Annotated in this window: 17 protein-coding genes; 2 read left to right on the top strand and 15 right to left on the bottom strand. The window is 56.4% G+C overall.

The window, feature by feature from the left end:
- Positions 1–12 precede the first annotated feature (12 nt).
- The gene (locus JQN59_RS14025; RefSeq protein WP_048214425.1) at positions 13–387 is read right to left on the bottom strand and encodes a YcfL family protein; all 375 of its coding nucleotides are present in this window, start codon (positions 385–387) and stop codon (positions 13–15) included.
- A 2-nt stretch (positions 388–389) separates the two neighbouring features.
- Positions 390–749, bottom strand: coding sequence for a purine nucleoside phosphoramidase (gene hinT / locus JQN59_RS14030; protein ID WP_003030826.1), 360 nt, complete (start codon positions 747–749; stop codon positions 390–392).
- A 349-nt stretch (positions 750–1,098) separates the two neighbouring features.
- Here hinT and fhuE point away from each other — a divergent pair, with 349 nt between their 5' ends.
- Positions 1,099–3,285, top strand: coding sequence for a ferric-rhodotorulic acid/ferric-coprogen receptor FhuE (fhuE, locus tag JQN59_RS14035; RefSeq protein WP_149608121.1), 2,187 nt, complete (start codon positions 1,099–1,101; stop codon positions 3,283–3,285).
- Positions 3,286–3,307: 22 nt separating this feature from the next.
- On the opposite strand, the gene paaY is transcribed toward fhuE, so the two are convergent.
- The 13 genes from paaY to paaA all read right to left on the bottom strand — a co-directional run bounded on the left by paaY (position 3,308) and on the right by paaA (position 14,523).
- On the bottom strand, positions 3,308–3,904 hold the full coding sequence (paaY, locus tag JQN59_RS14040; RefSeq protein WP_032943013.1) for a phenylacetic acid degradation protein PaaY: 597 nt from the start codon (positions 3,902–3,904) through the stop codon (positions 3,308–3,310).
- An 11-nt stretch (positions 3,905–3,915) separates the two neighbouring features.
- Positions 3,916–4,842 carry a phenylacetic acid degradation operon negative regulatory protein PaaX gene (gene paaX, locus JQN59_RS14045; protein ID WP_172111175.1) on the bottom strand — a complete coding sequence of 309 codons (927 nt, stop codon included), beginning with the start codon at positions 4,840–4,842 and terminating at the stop codon, positions 3,916–3,918.
- A 157-nt stretch (positions 4,843–4,999) separates the two neighbouring features.
- Positions 5,000–6,319 carry a phenylacetate--CoA ligase PaaK gene (gene paaK / locus JQN59_RS14050; RefSeq protein WP_149608122.1) on the bottom strand — a complete coding sequence of 440 codons (1,320 nt, stop codon included), beginning with the start codon at positions 6,317–6,319 and terminating at the stop codon, positions 5,000–5,002.
- Positions 6,320–6,347: 28 nt separating this feature from the next.
- A complete protein-coding gene (gene pcaF / locus JQN59_RS14055; RefSeq protein WP_048214430.1) occupies positions 6,348–7,553 on the bottom strand; it encodes a 3-oxoadipyl-CoA thiolase in 1,206 nt (401 codons plus the stop codon).
- Positions 7,553–7,975, bottom strand: a complete 423-nt coding sequence (gene paaI / locus JQN59_RS14060) for a hydroxyphenylacetyl-CoA thioesterase PaaI (protein ID WP_003832239.1) — start codon at positions 7,973–7,975, stop codon at positions 7,553–7,555. Before paaI ends, pcaF begins: the two co-directional genes overlap by 1 nt.
- The gene (gene paaH, locus JQN59_RS14065; RefSeq protein WP_149608123.1) at positions 7,968–9,386 is read right to left on the bottom strand and encodes a 3-hydroxyacyl-CoA dehydrogenase PaaH; all 1,419 of its coding nucleotides are present in this window, start codon (positions 9,384–9,386) and stop codon (positions 7,968–7,970) included. The genes paaI and paaH overlap by 8 nt, the downstream gene beginning before the upstream one ends.
- A 3-nt stretch (positions 9,387–9,389) precedes the next feature.
- The gene (paaG, locus tag JQN59_RS14070; protein WP_048214432.1) at positions 9,390–10,178 is read right to left on the bottom strand and encodes a 2-(1,2-epoxy-1,2-dihydrophenyl)acetyl-CoA isomerase PaaG; all 789 of its coding nucleotides are present in this window, start codon (positions 10,176–10,178) and stop codon (positions 9,390–9,392) included.
- 2 nt (positions 10,179–10,180) lie between these two features.
- Positions 10,181–10,948: a 2,3-dehydroadipyl-CoA hydratase PaaF gene (gene paaF / locus JQN59_RS14075; protein WP_149608124.1), complete on the bottom strand. Its 768-nt coding sequence runs from the start codon at positions 10,946–10,948 to the stop codon at positions 10,181–10,183.
- Positions 10,945–12,015: a 1,2-phenylacetyl-CoA epoxidase subunit PaaE gene (paaE, locus tag JQN59_RS14080; protein WP_149608125.1), complete on the bottom strand. Its 1,071-nt coding sequence runs from the start codon at positions 12,013–12,015 to the stop codon at positions 10,945–10,947. The genes paaF and paaE overlap by 4 nt, the downstream gene beginning before the upstream one ends.
- A 7-nt stretch (positions 12,016–12,022) precedes the next feature.
- Positions 12,023–12,520 carry a 1,2-phenylacetyl-CoA epoxidase subunit PaaD gene (gene paaD, locus JQN59_RS14085; RefSeq protein ID WP_149608126.1) on the bottom strand — a complete coding sequence of 166 codons (498 nt, stop codon included), beginning with the start codon at positions 12,518–12,520 and terminating at the stop codon, positions 12,023–12,025.
- A gap of 12 nt (positions 12,521–12,532) precedes the next feature.
- A complete protein-coding gene (gene paaC, locus JQN59_RS14090; protein WP_149608127.1) occupies positions 12,533–13,288 on the bottom strand; it encodes a 1,2-phenylacetyl-CoA epoxidase subunit PaaC in 756 nt (251 codons plus the stop codon).
- A 7-nt stretch (positions 13,289–13,295) separates the two neighbouring features.
- Positions 13,296–13,583, bottom strand: coding sequence for a 1,2-phenylacetyl-CoA epoxidase subunit PaaB (gene paaB / locus JQN59_RS14095; protein WP_032943000.1), 288 nt, complete (start codon positions 13,581–13,583; stop codon positions 13,296–13,298).
- Positions 13,584–13,593: 10 nt separating this feature from the next.
- Positions 13,594–14,523, bottom strand: coding sequence for a 1,2-phenylacetyl-CoA epoxidase subunit PaaA (paaA, locus tag JQN59_RS14100; protein WP_048214437.1), 930 nt, complete (start codon positions 14,521–14,523; stop codon positions 13,594–13,596).
- 285 nt (positions 14,524–14,808) lie between these two features.
- Here paaA and paaZ point away from each other — a divergent pair, with 285 nt between their 5' ends.
- Positions 14,809–16,854, top strand: a complete 2,046-nt coding sequence (gene paaZ, locus JQN59_RS14105; protein ID WP_149608128.1) for a phenylacetic acid degradation bifunctional protein PaaZ — start codon at positions 14,809–14,811, stop codon at positions 16,852–16,854.
- Positions 16,855–16,898 lie beyond the last annotated feature (44 nt).

Raw genomic sequence — 16,898 nt, forward strand, 5'->3', positions numbered from 1 at the left:
AAGATTCACCCCTTACAAATAAAGATAAAGTCTAACCTTGTGCGCCCCCAGAAAATTGGCGCTGCCGTACAGCGTCACCGACGAATGAGCCGGAATAGTCACACTGCGTGGCGCTTCCAGAGGGTGCATTTCCAGCCCTCTGGCGTCATACCAGTAAAACCGATAATGAACGGTAACGGGTTCTTGTCTTTCGTTATAGAGTCGCGAGGATGCCGAAGCCTGAATATCAGACGTTGTTAACGTGGGCTGCTCTGCTGTAATACCCGCCGCCAGAATTGTTGATTCCATCACCAGCGACTGTTCATCACTTACTGGGATTTCAGGGTGTGAACGACAACCCGCCAGCAACAACAAGCCCAGTGAAAGCGCAATGCATCCTCTGGTCATGCTTACAGACCTTTATGTGCAAGCATTGGGCCAAGCGCACGTCCACCCAGCAGGTGCATATGAATGTGATACACCTCCTGCCCCCCGTGGCGGTTGGTGTTCATGATTAAGCGGTACCCATCTGCAGCAATGCCTTCCTGCTCAGCAATTTTCGCCGCAACGGTGATCATGCGGCCCAATGCCTGTTCATGTTCCGCCGTCACATCGTTGACAGTTGGGATCAGAATGTTAGGAATGATCAGGATATGCGTTGGTGCCTGAGGGGAAATATCACGAAACGCAGTGACCAGTTCATCCTGGTATACGATATCCGACGGAATCTCACGACGAATAATTTTGCTGAATATAGTTTCTTCTGCCACGACGTTTTCCTTTTTCATTAACAGCCCAAGCGTTTTGCCATGCTACGCCGGGTAACTCTGCGAGTATAGAGTATGAGCGAGTTCCTCACGCTCTTTCAACTTTAACCCTCGATTTTTTAAGCGAAAACCTCAGTCAGTGCTGCTCTTATAACCATTTTCCTGCGCTATTGCTCAAGCATAGTACTGAAACAATATTTCATTTATGTCGTAGCATCTGTTTACACATTAATTGCTAATGCGTATATTTCGCATTTGTATTTACATGCGCATTTAATAGTTTACAACCAAAGGGTTCATCACAACTACCGGTGATTCGAACTTAATATTAATAATTATCAAGGACTTTTCGATGTCTTTCACAACACTCAACGGGAATGTTCAACGCCAACCGGGGCTTGCCCCTTCTTTGCTAGCAGCATGCATCACGCTAGCCCTTTTACCTTCCACCAGCCTCGCAGCCCCTGCAGAAGAGACAGTGATCGTGGAGGGTTCTGCTCCATCCGCATCCAGCGAGGAGCAGGATTACAGCGTTAAATCGACGACCGCTGGCACAAAAATGCAAATGACACAGCGCGATATTCCGCAATCGGTCAGCATTGTCAGCCAGCAACGCATGGAAGATCAGCAATTGCAAACGCTGGGCGATGTGATGGACAACACGTTGGGGATAAGCAAAAGCCAGGCGGATTCAGATCGCAGCAGCTATTACTCGCGCGGATTTCAGATTGATAACTATATGGTCGATGGGATCCCGACCTATTTTGAATCCCGCTGGAATCTCGGTGACGCCCTTTCTGACACCACCCTTTTTGAGCGTGTCGAAGTGGTCCGTGGCGCAAACGGGCTAATGACCGGGACGGGTAACCCTTCAGCCTCCATTAACATGATCCGTAAGCATGCCACCAGCCGCGAGTTCACCGGTAATGTTTCAGCGGAATATGGCAGTTGGAACAAACAACGTTATGTGACCGATCTGCAAAGCCCGCTTACGGCAGACGGCAACGTGCGCGGTCGCATCGTGGCGGGTTACCAGAATAACGACTCCTGGCTTGATCGCTACAATAGCGAAAAAATGTTCTTCTCCGGGATTGTCGATGCCGATTTGGGTGACACCACCAGCCTGTCTGCGGGCTATGAATATCAGCGCATTGATATCAACAGCCCAACCTGGGGTGGATTGCCGCGCTGGAATACCGATGGCAGTAAAAACAGCTACGACCGTTCGCGCAGCACTGCGCCGGACTGGGCTTACAACGATAAAGACTTCAACAAAGTGTTTGTCACCATCAAACAACGTTTTGCCGATACCTGGCAGGCGACCATGAACGCCACCCACTCCGAGGTCAAGTTCGACAGTAAAATGATGTACGTCGATGCCTATGTTAATAAGGCCGACGGCACGCTGATTGGCCCATATGGCAACTATGGTCCGGGATATGACTACGTCGGAGGAACCGGCTGGAACAGCGGCAAACGTAAAGTGGATGCTGTCGATCTATTTGCCGACGGCGGTTACGATCTGTTTGGTCGTCAGCATAATCTGATGCTGGGCGGCAGCTACAGTAAACAGAATAACCGTTATGAAAGCTCGTGGGCGAACGTTTTCCCCAACGAAATCGGCAGCTTCTATACCTATGATGGTAACTTCCCTGAAACCAACTGGAACCCGCAGTCATTGGCTCAGGACGATACCACGCACATGAAATCGCTGTACGCCGCAACGCGTATTTCGCTGGCCGACCCACTGCATTTGATTGTTGGCGCACGTTACACCAACTGGCGTATCGACACCCTGACCTACAGCATGGAGCAAAACCACACCACGCCGTATGCGGGTCTGGTATATGACATTGACGATAACTGGTCTACCTACGCCAGCTATACCTCAATCTTCCAGCCGCAGAACAAGCGCGACAGTTCCGGTAAATATCTCTCTCCGATCACCGGCAACAACTATGAGCTTGGTCTGAAGTCCGACTGGATGAACAGCCGTTTAACCACCACGCTCGCGGTGTTCCGCATCGAACAGGATAACGTAGCGCAATCAACCGGCGTGCCAATCGCCGGTAGCAATGGCGACACGGCCTTTAAAGCGATGGATGGTACGGTCAGTAAAGGGGTCGAATTCGAGATTAACGGTGCGATCACCGATAACTGGCAGATGACGTTTGGTGCGACACGCTATGTTGCAGAAGACAACGAAGGCAATGCAGTAAACCCAAACCTGCCGCGGACCACGGTCAAACTGTTTACCCGTTATCGCCTGCCAGCCATGCCGGAACTGACCGTTGGCGGTGGAGTTAACTGGCAGAATCGTGTTTACAGCGATACGGTCACGCCTTATGGCACATTCCGCGCGGAACAGGGAAGCTACGCCCTGGTAGATTTGTTCACCCGCTACCAGGTAACAAAAAACTTCTCAGTGCAGGGTAACCTTAATAACCTGTTCGATAAAACCTACGACACGAATATCGACGGTTCTATCGTTTATGGTGAGCCGCGTAACGTCAGCGTTACCGCCAGCTATCAGTTCTGACACCGGGTATTGCGTAGAATCGCTAACTCGCTGACTTAGGTTGCAAATTCTCATCAAACTCCAGCCGCTTTCTGTCGGGTTCTACCGCAGTCAGCGGCTCCACTTCTGCAAGCGTCTGCTGACAGCGCCCCACCAGCACCTGATACTCGCGAGTGCCCTGTTTTTTCCACACCAGTTCCTGCTCAGTTAACATGCGAATCGCTTTCGCCGGGCTGCCGACAATCAGATGGTTGGCGGGCATCTCAGCTCGCGCTTTCACAAACGCCGAAGCACCAACGATACTGTTTTCACCGATGGTCGCGCCATCGATAATCACCGCGCTCATGCCGATCAGCGCGTTACGCCCAATCACACAGCCGTGCAGAATCGCCCCGTGGCCGATATGTCCGTCCTCTTCCACTACCGTATCCTGGCCGGGAAATCCGTGCATCACGCAGTTATCCTGGATATTCGCCCCATCTTTAACCACGATACGCCCAAAATCTCCGCGCAGGCTGGCGTTGGGACCAACATAAACACCTTTGCCGAGAATGACATCGCCAATCAGCACTGCGGTTGGGTGAACATAGCTTTCTGCAGGAACTACCGGGATCATCCCGTCAATCTGGTAAATCGGCATGGCTTCTCCTGTTACACCTCGGCTAATCCGCCGAAGCGTTGATAATAGAGCGGACCCGGCGCGGGCAGTTCCCCCACCGAGCTCTCGCCTTTTTCGCTGACGAAAACCTGGGCGCCGGGCGCAACACGTTGATAAATATTAATGCACAGCTGACGCGCCGTCTGACCCAGCCAGTGAGCAGGCAACAATTCTTCCGGCAGCAGCGGATCTTTGAGCACAACCCGACGATAGAAGTGAATGAGCAACAGGCGGATCTGGAAGCATCGCTCTGGCGTAAGTTCGTCCGGCCCGGCGTCACGCAGTAGCGGTAACAACGGACGGAACAGCATGATAAACGCCTCGTACATGGCATTTTGTTCGGTTAAGTGCCAGCACCCTTCTACCCGCTCACGCAGCGCAGCGCGGGAGAGTGCCAACGGCGAATGCGCCTCAAAAACGATGACGTTTTCCGCTACCCCAGCTTCATGAAGCAGCGACTGTACGTCCGCCAGCTTTTGCGATGGCGACGCCAGCAGACTCGGCGCCAGTACGCCAAAACCTTGCCATAACAGCTGCTTTTTAACTTCGGCCAGGGTATTTTTCTCCAGCCCCTCCGACAGCAGCAGCAGCCAGGTACCGTCCCACTCAGGGGCGCTGGCACGGTAGATTTTGCTCTCGGCGCGGCGCGTCAAGCGTAGCCCTTTATCACTCAGGCGGTAGAAACTGCGGCGGCCGATACGTACTACGTCCAGCCATTCTTCTTTATTAAGGCGAAACAGCGCGGTACGTACAAAACGTTCACCGAAGCCAAGCCCTTCCAGCAGCGCGGCAACGCTACCGAGCCAGACTTCTCCACCGCGTTGCGATAAACAGTCCCCGTAAAGCGAGGCGATAAGCGAGGTGCCGCTGACCGGCATTGCGGTTACCGCCTGCTGAATAAAACTATCGAGTTTTTCCATATGATTCATACTGTTGTCTTTTTTGTCCTTTTTGAATCATAGCACAGGATAATTTCCGCGATATGGCAGGAATTTGTAGGCCGGATAAGGCAACGCCGCCATCCGGTAACTTGTGCGCTCTCGCCTGATGGCGCTGCGCTTATCAGGCCTACGAGTCTTAACCGTTGGCGGCAACTTTGCGCAGGTCGAACACCCGACACGCCTTTCCTTCTGAGCGCGGGATGCTGCCGCAGTTAACAATGCTTACGTCCGTTGAAATACCGACCATCGACTTAATACGATGACGCAAATGATGGCAAATCTGGCAGCGCTGCTCATGGCTTAGCACCAGGCTACTCTCTTTAAGCTCCACGCGTACCGAAAGCGAATCAAGATGGCCACGGCGATCCACTTCCAACTGGTAATGCGGAGCCAGATGTTCAATCTTGAGGATCTCTTCTTCCACCTGCGATGGAAAGACGTTGACGCCGCGAATAATCAGCATATCGTCGCTGCGCCCGCTAATGCGATCCATACGACGCATCGTGCGCGCGGTACCCGGCAGCAGGCGCGTCAGGTCGCGGGTACGATAACGAATGACCGGTAGCGCTTCTTTCGTCAGCGTGGTGAACAGCAGTTCGCCGTGCTCTCCGTCGGCCAGTGGCGTACCGTCATCCGGATTGACCACTTCCGGGAAGAAATGATCCTCCCATATTGTCGGACCATCACCCGTTTCGATGCACTCCATCGCCACGCCCGGCCCCATCACTTCCGAGAGGCCATAAATATCCAGCGCCGTAATACCCAGGCGACGTTCGATCTCCGTCCGCATCCCCGTTGTCCACGGCTCTGCGCCAAAGACACCGGTACGCAGCGAACAACCCCGCGCGTCACCGCCCATCTGGCGCTCCAGCTCTTCAATCAGGTTCAGACAGTAGGATGGCGTGACCATAATCATGTCAGGTTTGAAATCGCGAATCAGCTGCGCCTGTTTCTCGGTTTGACCGCCGGACATCGGGATAACCGTTGCCCCCAGGCGTTCCGCGCCGTAGTGCGCGCCCAGTCCGCCGGTGAAAAGGCCATAGCCATAAGCGACGTGGATTTTATCTTTCGCGGTACCGCCTGCGGCACGCAGCGAGCGGGCGACGATGTTAGCCCAGGTATCGATATCATTTTGCGTATAGCCCACCACCGTCGGTTTACCCGTGGTGCCGGATGATGCATGGATACGCACCACCTGCTCCATCGGTACCGCGAAGGTGTCGAAGGGATAGTTGTCACGCAGGTCCTGCTTGGTGGTGCAGGGAAACTTGCTCAGATCGCTCAGCTCACGGAAATCATCCGGGTGAACCCCCGCCGCGTCGAACTTACGGCGGTACATCGGGACATTTTCATAGGCGTGTTTTAACGTCCATTTCAGGCGCTCGGTTTGCAAAGCCTGTAATTCGTCACGCGATGCGGTTTCAATCGGATCTAATTTTGTTGTTGTCGTTGTCATTTTGTAGGGCACTCGCAGGTCAATTAGCTCACACTCGCTCAAGGATCATGGCAATGCCCTGACCCACGCCAATACACATCGTACACAGCGCATAACGTCCATTGCGTCGTTCCAGCTCCAGCGTTGCGGCCAGCGCTAACCGCACACCGCTCATCCCCAGCGGGTGACCTAAAGCGATAGCCCCCCCATTGGGATTCACGTGTTCTGCGTCATCTGCCAGTCCAAGCTGTCTCATCACACCCAACGCCTGGGCGGCAAAGGCTTCATTCAGCTCAATCACATCCATATCGTTGATATTCAGCCCGGCGCGCTCCAGCACTTTTCGTACCGCAGGAACTGGCCCAAGCCCCATAAACTTCGGCTCCACGCCCGCCGTCGCCATCGCGACAATGCGTGCACGCGGCGTTAGTCCCTGGGCCTTTATGTGTTGCTCGCTGGCTACGATCATTGCTGCCGCGCCGTCGTTCACCCCAGAGGCATTGCCTGCGGTGACCACGCCGTTCTTACGAAACGGTGTTTTCAGTTGTGCGAGTTGCTCCAGCGTGGTTTCTGCACGCGGATGTTCATCTTCACGTACTGCGCTAACTGCCCCTTTCTTGCCAATGATTTGTACCGGCACAATTTCCTGCGCCAGAATGCCGTCACGCTGGGCTTTAGCCGTGCGCTGCTGGCTGCGATACGCAAAGGCGTCCTGGTCCTCTCGGCTTATATTTAACAATTCAGCTACATTCTCCGCCGTTTCCGGCATGCTGTCAGTTCCGAATTGTTGCTGCATGAGCGGGTTCACAAAACGCCAGCCAATGGTGGTATCAAACATCTCGGCCTGACGCTGAAACGGCGCGGTGGCTTTGCCCATTACAAACGGCGCGCGTGACATTGACTCAACACCACCAGCGATCAGCAGGTCTGCATCACCGGCTTTGATCGTGCGAGCAGCGAAGCCGATTGCATCAAGCCCTGAGCCGCACAGACGGTTGATGGTCGTGCCGGCAACGCTGTGCGGATAACCCGCCAGCAGGGTCGCCATATGCGCCACGTTGCGGTTATCCTCACCCGCCTGGTTGGCGCAACCGAAGATCACATCGTCAATAGCGCTGGGATCCAGGCGTGGGTTGCGGTTGAGTAATTCACGCAACGGGATGGCCGCCAGATCGTCGGCACGCACGCCTGCCAGCGCCCCGCCGTAGCGACCAATCGGGGTACGAATACCGTCACAAATAAATGCGTCACGCATTAGACTTCTCCTGTAATCGTGCCACCGATGCGGTGGGATTTGCCGCGAAACAGAGCCACGGTTTTGTGTTGCTGATTGACAATTTCAATGTCGTAAACGCCAGTGAGTTTGCCTTGCTGCTTGACCCGCGCGGTGGCGGTCAGTTTGTCACCTGCAAAGGCCGGACGCAGAAAGTCGATACTGGCCGCTGAGGCTACTGCCGCCAGTCCCTGACTGTTGCAGGCGTAAGCAAAGGCAGTATCCGCCAGTGAAAACAGTTGCCCGCCGTGACAGGTCTGATGGCCATTCAGCTGCGACGGCGACACGGTCATAGTCATCTGCGAATAACCGTCGTCCATCTCAATAATTTCAATCCCCAGCGCCTGCGCGCAGGTGTCTTTCACATACATGGCACGGGCGTTGCGCCAGGCTTCGTTACTCATGACGCATCTCCATCAGCGCTTTCTGGCGCAGCAGCGCACTCGGGCGATAGCGTTCTTCGCCGTAGTGCTGTTGTAGATTTTCCAGCAGACGAAGCACACGTCCCCAGCCGAGCGATTCGCCCCAGGCCAGCGGCCCGTGCGGGTAGTTGACCCCCAAGCGCATGGCGGCATCGATATCCTCGGCGCTGGCGACTCCTTTTTGCAGCGTATCCAGCGCTTCGTTCGCCAGCATCGCTACCGTGCGCCATACCAGCAGCCCTGGGTAGTCGGCAATACGCAGCACTTTTTTGCCCTGCTGCTGGAAGTAGTACACCGCTTTGTCGGTGGCTGAAGCCGGGTTGGTTGGTGCGCTTGCCAGCACGACGGTGTCGCCCGCAGCATGGTCATACACCACCACCGGGCGCTGGTGCTGCACGCTTAAGGCCAGCGCGGTTTCACCGGTAGTTTCAAGGAGCAGCACATCATCCAGCTCAGTGACAACGTCACGCTTGATATTTTTTGCTGCATTTTTAGGCGCTACCGCTGCAACAGCCAGTTCAGGCGATACTTCAGCAGGCCAGCGATAGACGCCGTGGCCGCTCTTCTTTCCCAGACGCCCCGCCAGAGCGAGCTCCTGTTGCAGCAAAGACGGTAGAAAACGGCGGTCCTGCCAGAAGGCGTTAAACACCGAACAGGTCACGGCAAAGTTGACGTCCTGACCAATCAAGTCGGTCAGCGCCAGCGGTCCCATCGGGAAGCCGCCGCCATCACGCAGCGCCGCATCAATCACTTCCGCTGACGCAACCTGTTCTTCCAGCGCGCGCCAGGCTTCAGCGTAGTACGGACGCGCCACACGGTTGACGATAAAACCCGGCGTTGAGCGGCAGCGCACCGGCTGCTTGCCCCAGGCGATTACGCACTGGCTAAGCAGCTCAACTACCTCAGTTGAGGTGGCAAGGCCGCTCACCACTTCCACCAGTTTCATCACCGGTGCAGGGTTAAAGAAATGCAGCCCCGCCACACGTTCCGGATGCTTCACTCCCGCCGCAATTGCGGTAATTGAGATCGACGAGGTATTACTGGTCAGCAGCGTTGACGGCAAACAGATCTCCGCCAACTGACTGAACAGCGCTTTTTTAATTTCCAGTTGCTCGGAAGCGGCTTCAATCACCAGTTGTGCATCGGCAAGCTGATTCAGTTCAGTCGCGGGGGCGATCCGTGCCAGTAATTCACTGGCCTGTTCCGCACTGATTTTTCCACGACCAACACGAACGTCGAGTCGCTGGCGAATACCCTCAATGGCGCGAGTAATCGCCTCAGTGGAAATGTCATACAGCAGGACCGAATGTCCGGCGCTGGCAGCCACTTCGGCAATGCCTGCCCCCATTGTTCCGCCGCCGATCACGGCAACGCGATGAAGAGTTTGCGTCATGGCTTATTTCCCGCTGAACTGTGGTGGGCGTTTGCCGAGAAAGGCGCTGACCCCTTCGCGATAGTCGTCGCTGCGACCGGCCATGCGCTGGTAGTCGCGCTCAAGCTCAAGCTGCTGATCCAGCGTGTTGGTTTCGGAAAGCTGCAAGGCTTTCTTAATCAGCCCCAGGCCATAGGTCGGCTGCGTCGCGAAATGGCGCGCCATGGTCAACGCGGTATCTTTCAACTCGGCATCGTCGACCACTTGCCAGATCATGCCCCACTGCGCGGCCTGTTCGGCGCTGAGGTTATCGCCAAGCATCAGCAAACCCACGGCGCGAGCGCGACCGGCTACGCGCGGCAGCACCCAGCTTCCGCCGCAGTCCGGCACCAGGCCGAGTTTGCTGAAGGCCATAACAAACTTCGCCGAGCGCGCGGCGAGGACGATGTCGCAGCCCAAGGCCAGTGTGGCACCGGCACCAGCGGCAACGCCGTTGACGGCACAGATAACCGGCTTCGGCAGCGCGGCTAAGCGGCGCACCAGCGGGTTGTAGAAGCGTTCCACCGACATGCCCAGATCCGGCGCGGGACCGCTCGGGTCAACGTTACGGTCGTTCAGATCCTGTCCGGCGCAAAATCCGCGTCCGGCGCCGGTGATCAGCAGACAACGAATGGTGTCGTCGCGCTCGGCCTGTTTCAGGCAGTCGGCGAGCTGCTGGTGCATCACGTCGTTAAAGCTGTTGAGTCGGTCCGGGCGGTTCAGGGTGATAGTCATCACGCCCTGCTCCACTTCGCTGAGAATAAATACGTCCACGATTAGCGTCCTTTAAATTCCGGTGTGCGTTTTTCTAAAAAGGCGCTGACGCCTTCACGACGATCTTCGGTGCCGCTCAGCAGCGTAAACAGCTGACGCTCCTGCACCAGACCGGCCTGGAGACCCACTTCTTGCGCAGCGCGTAGAGACTGTTTTGCCGCCCGCAGCGCCAGCGGTGAGTGACGGGCGATGGTCGCCGCCAGCTTGAGCGCGTATTCATCGGAGAGGTTCGCCGGGTGAATGTCACTCACCAGCCCGGCCCGTTGTGCTCGTTCGGCATCAATGCTTTCACCGCTCAGCACCATTCGGCTGGCCAGCGCTTTACCAACACTACGGATAAGCCGCTGCGTACCGCCCGCCCCTGGCATGGTGCCGAGAGTAATCTCCGGCAGACCAAAGCGGGCGTTATCCCCGGCAATCACCAGGTCGCACAGCAGCGCCAGCTCGCACCCGGCTCCCAGCGCGTAACCGTTAACCACCGCGATCAACGGCTTGTTGAAGGCATCAATACGTGCCCACAGGCGTGGGCGAATATCGTCGAAAGTGGCGGGCAGATCTTTTTCCGCCATTTCGTTGAGATCGGCTCCGGCAGCGAAGTAGCGCGGGTTGCCGCTAATCACGCAAACGCTGATGCTGGCGTCCGCCGCCGCGCTTTCCAGCGCGTCAGCAATCTGCGTTAGCAGCGCATTGTTCAGGGCGTTACGCGCCTGTGGGCGGTTCAGGGTCAGTTGCAGTACACGGTCGTGACGGGAAATCAGCAGTTCGCTCATGCCATCCCCCGTGCATCGAAGTCGACCACTACGTCACCGCTGGTTGGCAGCGCCTGGCAGCTCAGCACATAGCCCGCCGCCAGTTCATCGGCTTCAAGGCTGTAGTTGGCGGCCATCGCCACCTCGCCGCTGACCACCTTGCATTTGCAGGTAGCGCACACGCCGCCTTTACAGGCGAACGGCAGGTCAGCGCCCTGGCGCAACGCGGCGTCGAGAATGCTGTCATCTTCCGCATTCAGTGAAATCAGGCGATCGCGCCCATCCTGACGAAGGGTGACCGTGCGGCCTTCCGCCTGCACGCCGGTGGCGCGTTTCACGCTGGTCCCCGGCGTATTGAAACGCTCAAGGTGAATGGATTTTTCCGCTATGCCCAGTTCGCGCAGTGCCACTTCAGCTTCATCCATTATTGCCGATGGGCCACAGATAAAGGCGTCGTCAAAGCGGCTGAAATCGAGCAGGTTTTTGCCCAGCGCACGCAGTTTGTCGCCGTCAATACGACCCTGTAGCAGATCGCTGTCCATCGACTCCTGACTGAACAGGTGCACCACCTGTAAACGCTGCGGATAGCGGTCTTTCAGATCGGCCAGCGCCTGACGGAACATCATGCTGTGGCTGCTGCGGTTGCCGTAGATCAGCGTGAACTGGCTGGCCGGTTCGGTCGTCAGCGTCGCTTCAATAATCGCCATCATCGGCGTAATGCCGGACCCGGCGGCAATCGCCAGATATTCGGCTTCGCGCTCGGCCTGCGGCTGGTAGCCGAAGTGCCCTTGCGGCACCATCACTTCCAGCGCCATACCCTGCTGGATATCCTGCTGGGCATAGCGGGAGAAACGCCCACCGTCGATAGCTTTAACCGCGACGCTAATTTCCGACGGCGAGCGGCTGCGACAAATGGAGTAACACCGACGCAGCTCTTCTCCACCGAGGTGAGCTTTCAGCGTCAAATGCTGGCCCGGTCGGAAGGCGTAGGCATTACGCAGCGCGTCGGGAATGGTGAAAGTGATGGTCACCGCATCGCGCGTTTCCGCTTCGACGTTGGCCACGGTAAGCGAATGAAATGTGGTCATCGCAACCTCAAATACATTTAAAGTAATCAAAGGGTTCACGGCAGCTGTCGCAGCGATACAACGCTTTACAGGCCGTGGATCCGAATTCGCTAATCAGCGAGGTATGGGGGCTGGCGCAGCGCGGGCACTGTACGTCAGTTGGCATTTCGGCATGACAGGCGTGGGCCTGCGGCGGGCTGATACCATACTGGCGCAGGCGTTCGCGGGCGTCCGGGCTCATCCAGTCAGTGGTCCACGGTGGGTCAAGCTGCAGGACGATATGTACTGGCGTATAGCCGTGCTCCGCCATCACCATGCGAATTTCACCCAGTAGATGCTCGGTGGCCGGGCAGCCGGAGTACGTCGGCGTAAAGCCGATTACCCAGCCGTCGCCGCAGCGCTCAACGCTGCGTACCATGCCGAGATCGGTGATGGTCAGCACCGGCACTTCCGGATCGGAAATCGCACTTAACAGCCCCCAAACGGTGTGCACCTCTGGCGGTGCGACCGCGGTAAGACGTTGCATAGCCACCCCCTGCTACCACTGCTGACCAGGATACGCACGCTGCAAGTACTGCATCTCGGCCAACATCGGCCCGAGATGATCGCTGTGTAGCCCCTGCTTACCGCCGTTGCGAAACGCCGCCTCTTGCGGAACGTGTAAACCAGAATCAATCAGCGCAGTGTGTACCGTCGTCTGCCATTCGGTTTGCAGTTCGCGCGGATCGACGGCAATGCCCTGCCTGGCCAGAGCGATCTCCAGTTCGTCGGCAAGGAACAATTCGCCGGTGTAACGCCACAGATTGTCCACCGCCTTCTGCATCAGTTGCGCGGAGTAGTCAGTACCATTCCCCAGTCGCTCCAGCCAGCCGCGGCTGAAGCGCAGGTGATAACGCACTTCTTTCAGTCCTTTGGCAGCGATAGCCGCAATCTGCTTATCGCGGCTGTTAACCAAACGAGTGAACAGCGCCACATGCCAGACGTCGATAAAGAACTGGCGAGCGATCGTGTCGGCAAAGTTGCCGTTAGGCTGTTCTACCAGCAACAGATTGCGGAACTGACGCTCGTCACGACCAAAAGCCAGCGTGTCTTCGTCGCCGTTACCCGCCAGTTCGGCGGCGTAGCTGAGGAAGTTGCGCGCCTGCCCCAGCAGGTCGAGGCCGATATTAGCCAGCGCCAGATCAATCTCCAGCTCCGGCGCATGACCGCACCAGGCACCCAGACGCTGAGCCAGCACCAGGCCGTTATCGCCCAGACGCAGGGCATAGGTTGCAACGGGATTCAGGTTATTCATCGTTGCCTCACATATGTTCCATGCCGTCCGGCACGGTGTAAAACGTGGGATGGCGATAGACTTTGCTCTCCGCCGGGTCAAAAAATTCACCGCGTTCTTCCGGCTGTGACGCAACAATTTCGCTGGCTTTCACCACCCAGATGGAGCAGCCTTCGCTGCGGCGTGTATAGGCATCGCGTGCATTTTCCAGCGCCATCTGGTCATCGGCGGCATGCAGACTGCCAACGTGACGGTGTGATAACCCCTGTTTGCTGCGGACAAAAACTTCGTATAACGGCCAGTATGTTTTGCTCATGACTCTCTCCTTACGCCGCGTCGCGGGCCTGTTGCTTTTCGGCGTGCGCCAGTGCGGCCTCGCGCACCCATGCCCCTTCTTCCCAGGCCTTACGCTTTGCGCCCAGACGTTCGTGGTTGCAGACACCACGACCGTTGATGACCTCATTAAATTCCTGCCAGTCGATCTCACCGAATCGATATTTCCCCGTCGCTTCATCAAGCTTTAGGTCGGCGTCCGGCACGGTCATACCGAGGATTTCTACCTGCGGGACCGTGTTATCAACAAAGCGCTGACGCAGTTCGTCGTTGGAGTGCAGTTTGATTTTCCACGCCATACTGCGGGCACTGTTCGGTGAGTTGTCGTCGTTCGGGCCAAACATCATCAACGCAGGCCACCAGAAACGGTTGATGGCGTCCTGCAGCATCTGACGCTGTTCCTCGCTACCAGTAGCCAGCGCCATACACGCTTCGAAGCCCTGACGCTGATGGAAGCTCTCTTCTTTGCAGATTTTGACCATCGCCCTGGCATACGGGCCGTAGGAGGTACGACACAGCGCCACCTGGTTAACAATCGCCGCGCCATCGACCAGCCAGCCGATCACACCGATATCCGCCCAGCTCAGGGTTGGGTAGTTGAAGATGGAGGAGTATTTCATCTGGCCGTCGAGCATCTTCTGGTACAGATCTTCACGCGCGCAGCCCAGTGTTTCCGCCGCGCTGTAGAGGTACAGACCGTGTCCGGCCTCGTCCTGTACTTTTGCGAGCAGAATGGCCTTACGCCTCAGCGTGGGTGCGCGGGTTATCCAGTTGCCTTCCGGCAACATGCCGACAATTTCCGAGTGCGCATGCTGGCCAATCTGGCGGATCAGCGTCTTACGGTATGCGTCCGGCATCCAGTCCTGCGGCTCGATGGCCGTTTCCTGCGCGATGCGCTGGTCAAAGCGTTGTTCTTCTGTCACGTCATCACCTTATGATTCCGATAATTTCAACAAATCAATATTTATGAATCACTTTGTTTTATAAAAGTTACATCTTGGTTAAATAAAACCACAAATTTTGTTTGCTGGTTTTGCGATACTTGTCGCAAAGGGTTTTTGTTTATCCATTAATAACAGATAGATAACCAATTAAGATAAAGTGTTCGCGATCGCATTGTTAATAGATTATTAAAATCTCGCTTGCATTTTGTGATTCATAAAAGAACTATTTAAAGAGATATTACGGAACACATCTGGAGATTAACGATGCAGCAGTTAGCCAGTTATTTATCCGGTGCCTGGCAGACAGGCCGGGGCCGCACCCGCACCATCCACCACGCCCTTACCGGTGAAGCGCTTTGGGAAGTGACAAGCGTTGGACTGGATATGGCGCAAGCGCGCCGCTTTGCTATTGAGCACGGCGGCAAAGCGTTACAGGCAATGAGTTTTATTGAGCGCAGCGCGATGCTAAAAGCGGTGGCGAAGCATTTAATGGAACTGAAAGCCGATTTCTATGCCATATCCGCGCAAACCGGAGCAACGCGCGGTGACAGCTGGGTCGATATCGAAGGCGGCATTGGCACGCTTTTCACTTATGCCAGTCTCGGTGGCCGCGAGCTGCCGGACGATACGCTGTGGCCGGAAGACGAACTGATCCCGCTGTCCAAACAGGGCGGTTTTGCCGCACGCCACGTGCTGACCTCCAAATCCGGTGTTGCGGTGCATATCAACGCCTTTAACTTCCCCTGCTGGGGTATGTTAGAGAAGCTGGCGCCAACCTGGCTTGCCGGGATGCCAGCCATTATCAAACCTGCAACCGCCACCGCGCAGCTCACTCAGGCAATGGTGAAAGCGATTATCGACAGTGGCCTGGTACCGAACGGCGCAATTAGCCTTATCTGCGGCGGTGCGGGTGACCTGCTCGATCACCTCGACAGCCAGGATGTGGTGACCTTTACCGGTTCTGCTCATACCGGGCAGCAGTTGAGCGTGCACCCCAATCTGGTGGCTAAATCGGTTCCATTCACCATGGAAGCGGATTCACTCAACTGCTGTGTGCTGGGTGATGACGTCACCCCAGAACAGCCTGAGTTTGCATTGTTTGTACGTGAAGTAGTGCGCGAGATGACGACCAAAGCCGGGCAGAAATGTACCGCTATCCGCCGCATTATCGTGCCACAGGCGCAGGTGAAAGCGGTCAGCGAGGCGCTGATTACCCGTCTGCAAAAAGTGGTAGTGGGCGATCCGGCGCAGGAAGGCGTGAAGATGGGGTCGCTGGTGAATAACGATCAGCGTCAGGACGTGCAGGATAATGTGAATCGTCTGGTTGAAGCCGGGTGTGAGGTGCTGCTGGGTGGAAAAGCAGATCTGAGCACGGCTGGGGCTTTCTTCCCGCCAACGTTGCTGTTTTGTCCGCAGCCGGATGAAATTGCCGCGGTACATGCAATTGAAGCCTTTGGTCCGGTCGCCACGCTGATGCCGTATCAAAATACCGGGCATGCCATGACGCTGGCGCGCGCCGGTGAAGGCAGTCTGGCAGGAACGCTGGTGACGGCGAGCGGCGAACTGGCGCGAGAGTTTATCCTCGGTGCGGCCCGCGCCCACGGGCGTATTCAGGTGCTGAACGAAGAGTCCTCGGTGGAATCGACCGGCCACGGATCTCCGCTGCCACAGTTGGTCCACGGTGGGCCTGGACGTGCAGGCGGCGGTGAAGAGCTGGGTGGTCTGCGCGCGGTGAAACACTACATGCAACGCACCGCCATTCAGGGCAGCCCAACCATGCTCGCGGCGGTAAGCCAACAGTGGGTGCGTGGCGCTCGGGTGGAGGAAGATCGTATTCACCCGTTCCGTAAATACTTCGAAGAGATCCAGCCGGGCAACAGCCTGCTGACGCCACGTCGTACACTGACCGAAGCGGATATCGTTAACTTTGCCTGCCTCAGCGGTGACCACTTCTACGCCCATATGGACAAGATTGCAGCAGCCGATTCCATTTTCGGCGAGCGCGTGGTGCACGGTTACTTCCTGATTTCCGCCGCAGCCGGTCTGTTTGTCGACGCGGGTGTCGGTCCAGTGATTGCCAACTATGGCATGGAAAACCTGCGCTTTATCGAGCCGGTTAAGCCGGGCGACACTATCCAGGTGCGTTTAACCTGCAAACGCAAAACGGTGAAACGTCAGCGCAATGCCAAAGAAAAAGCGACCGGCGTGGTGGAGTGGTCGGTGGAGATCTTTAATCAGCACCAGCAGGCGGTGGCGCTGTATTCCATTCTGACGTTGGTTGCGCGTCAGCATGGGGATTTCCCGGCGTAAGATTCCGGTGTAGCTTCGCTCGATCAGGCTTGAAACAAAAAGCA

Source organism: Citrobacter sp. B72 (genome assembly GCF_016894305.1).
GTDB classification, from domain to species: domain Bacteria; phylum Pseudomonadota; class Gammaproteobacteria; order Enterobacterales; family Enterobacteriaceae; genus Citrobacter; species Citrobacter portucalensis.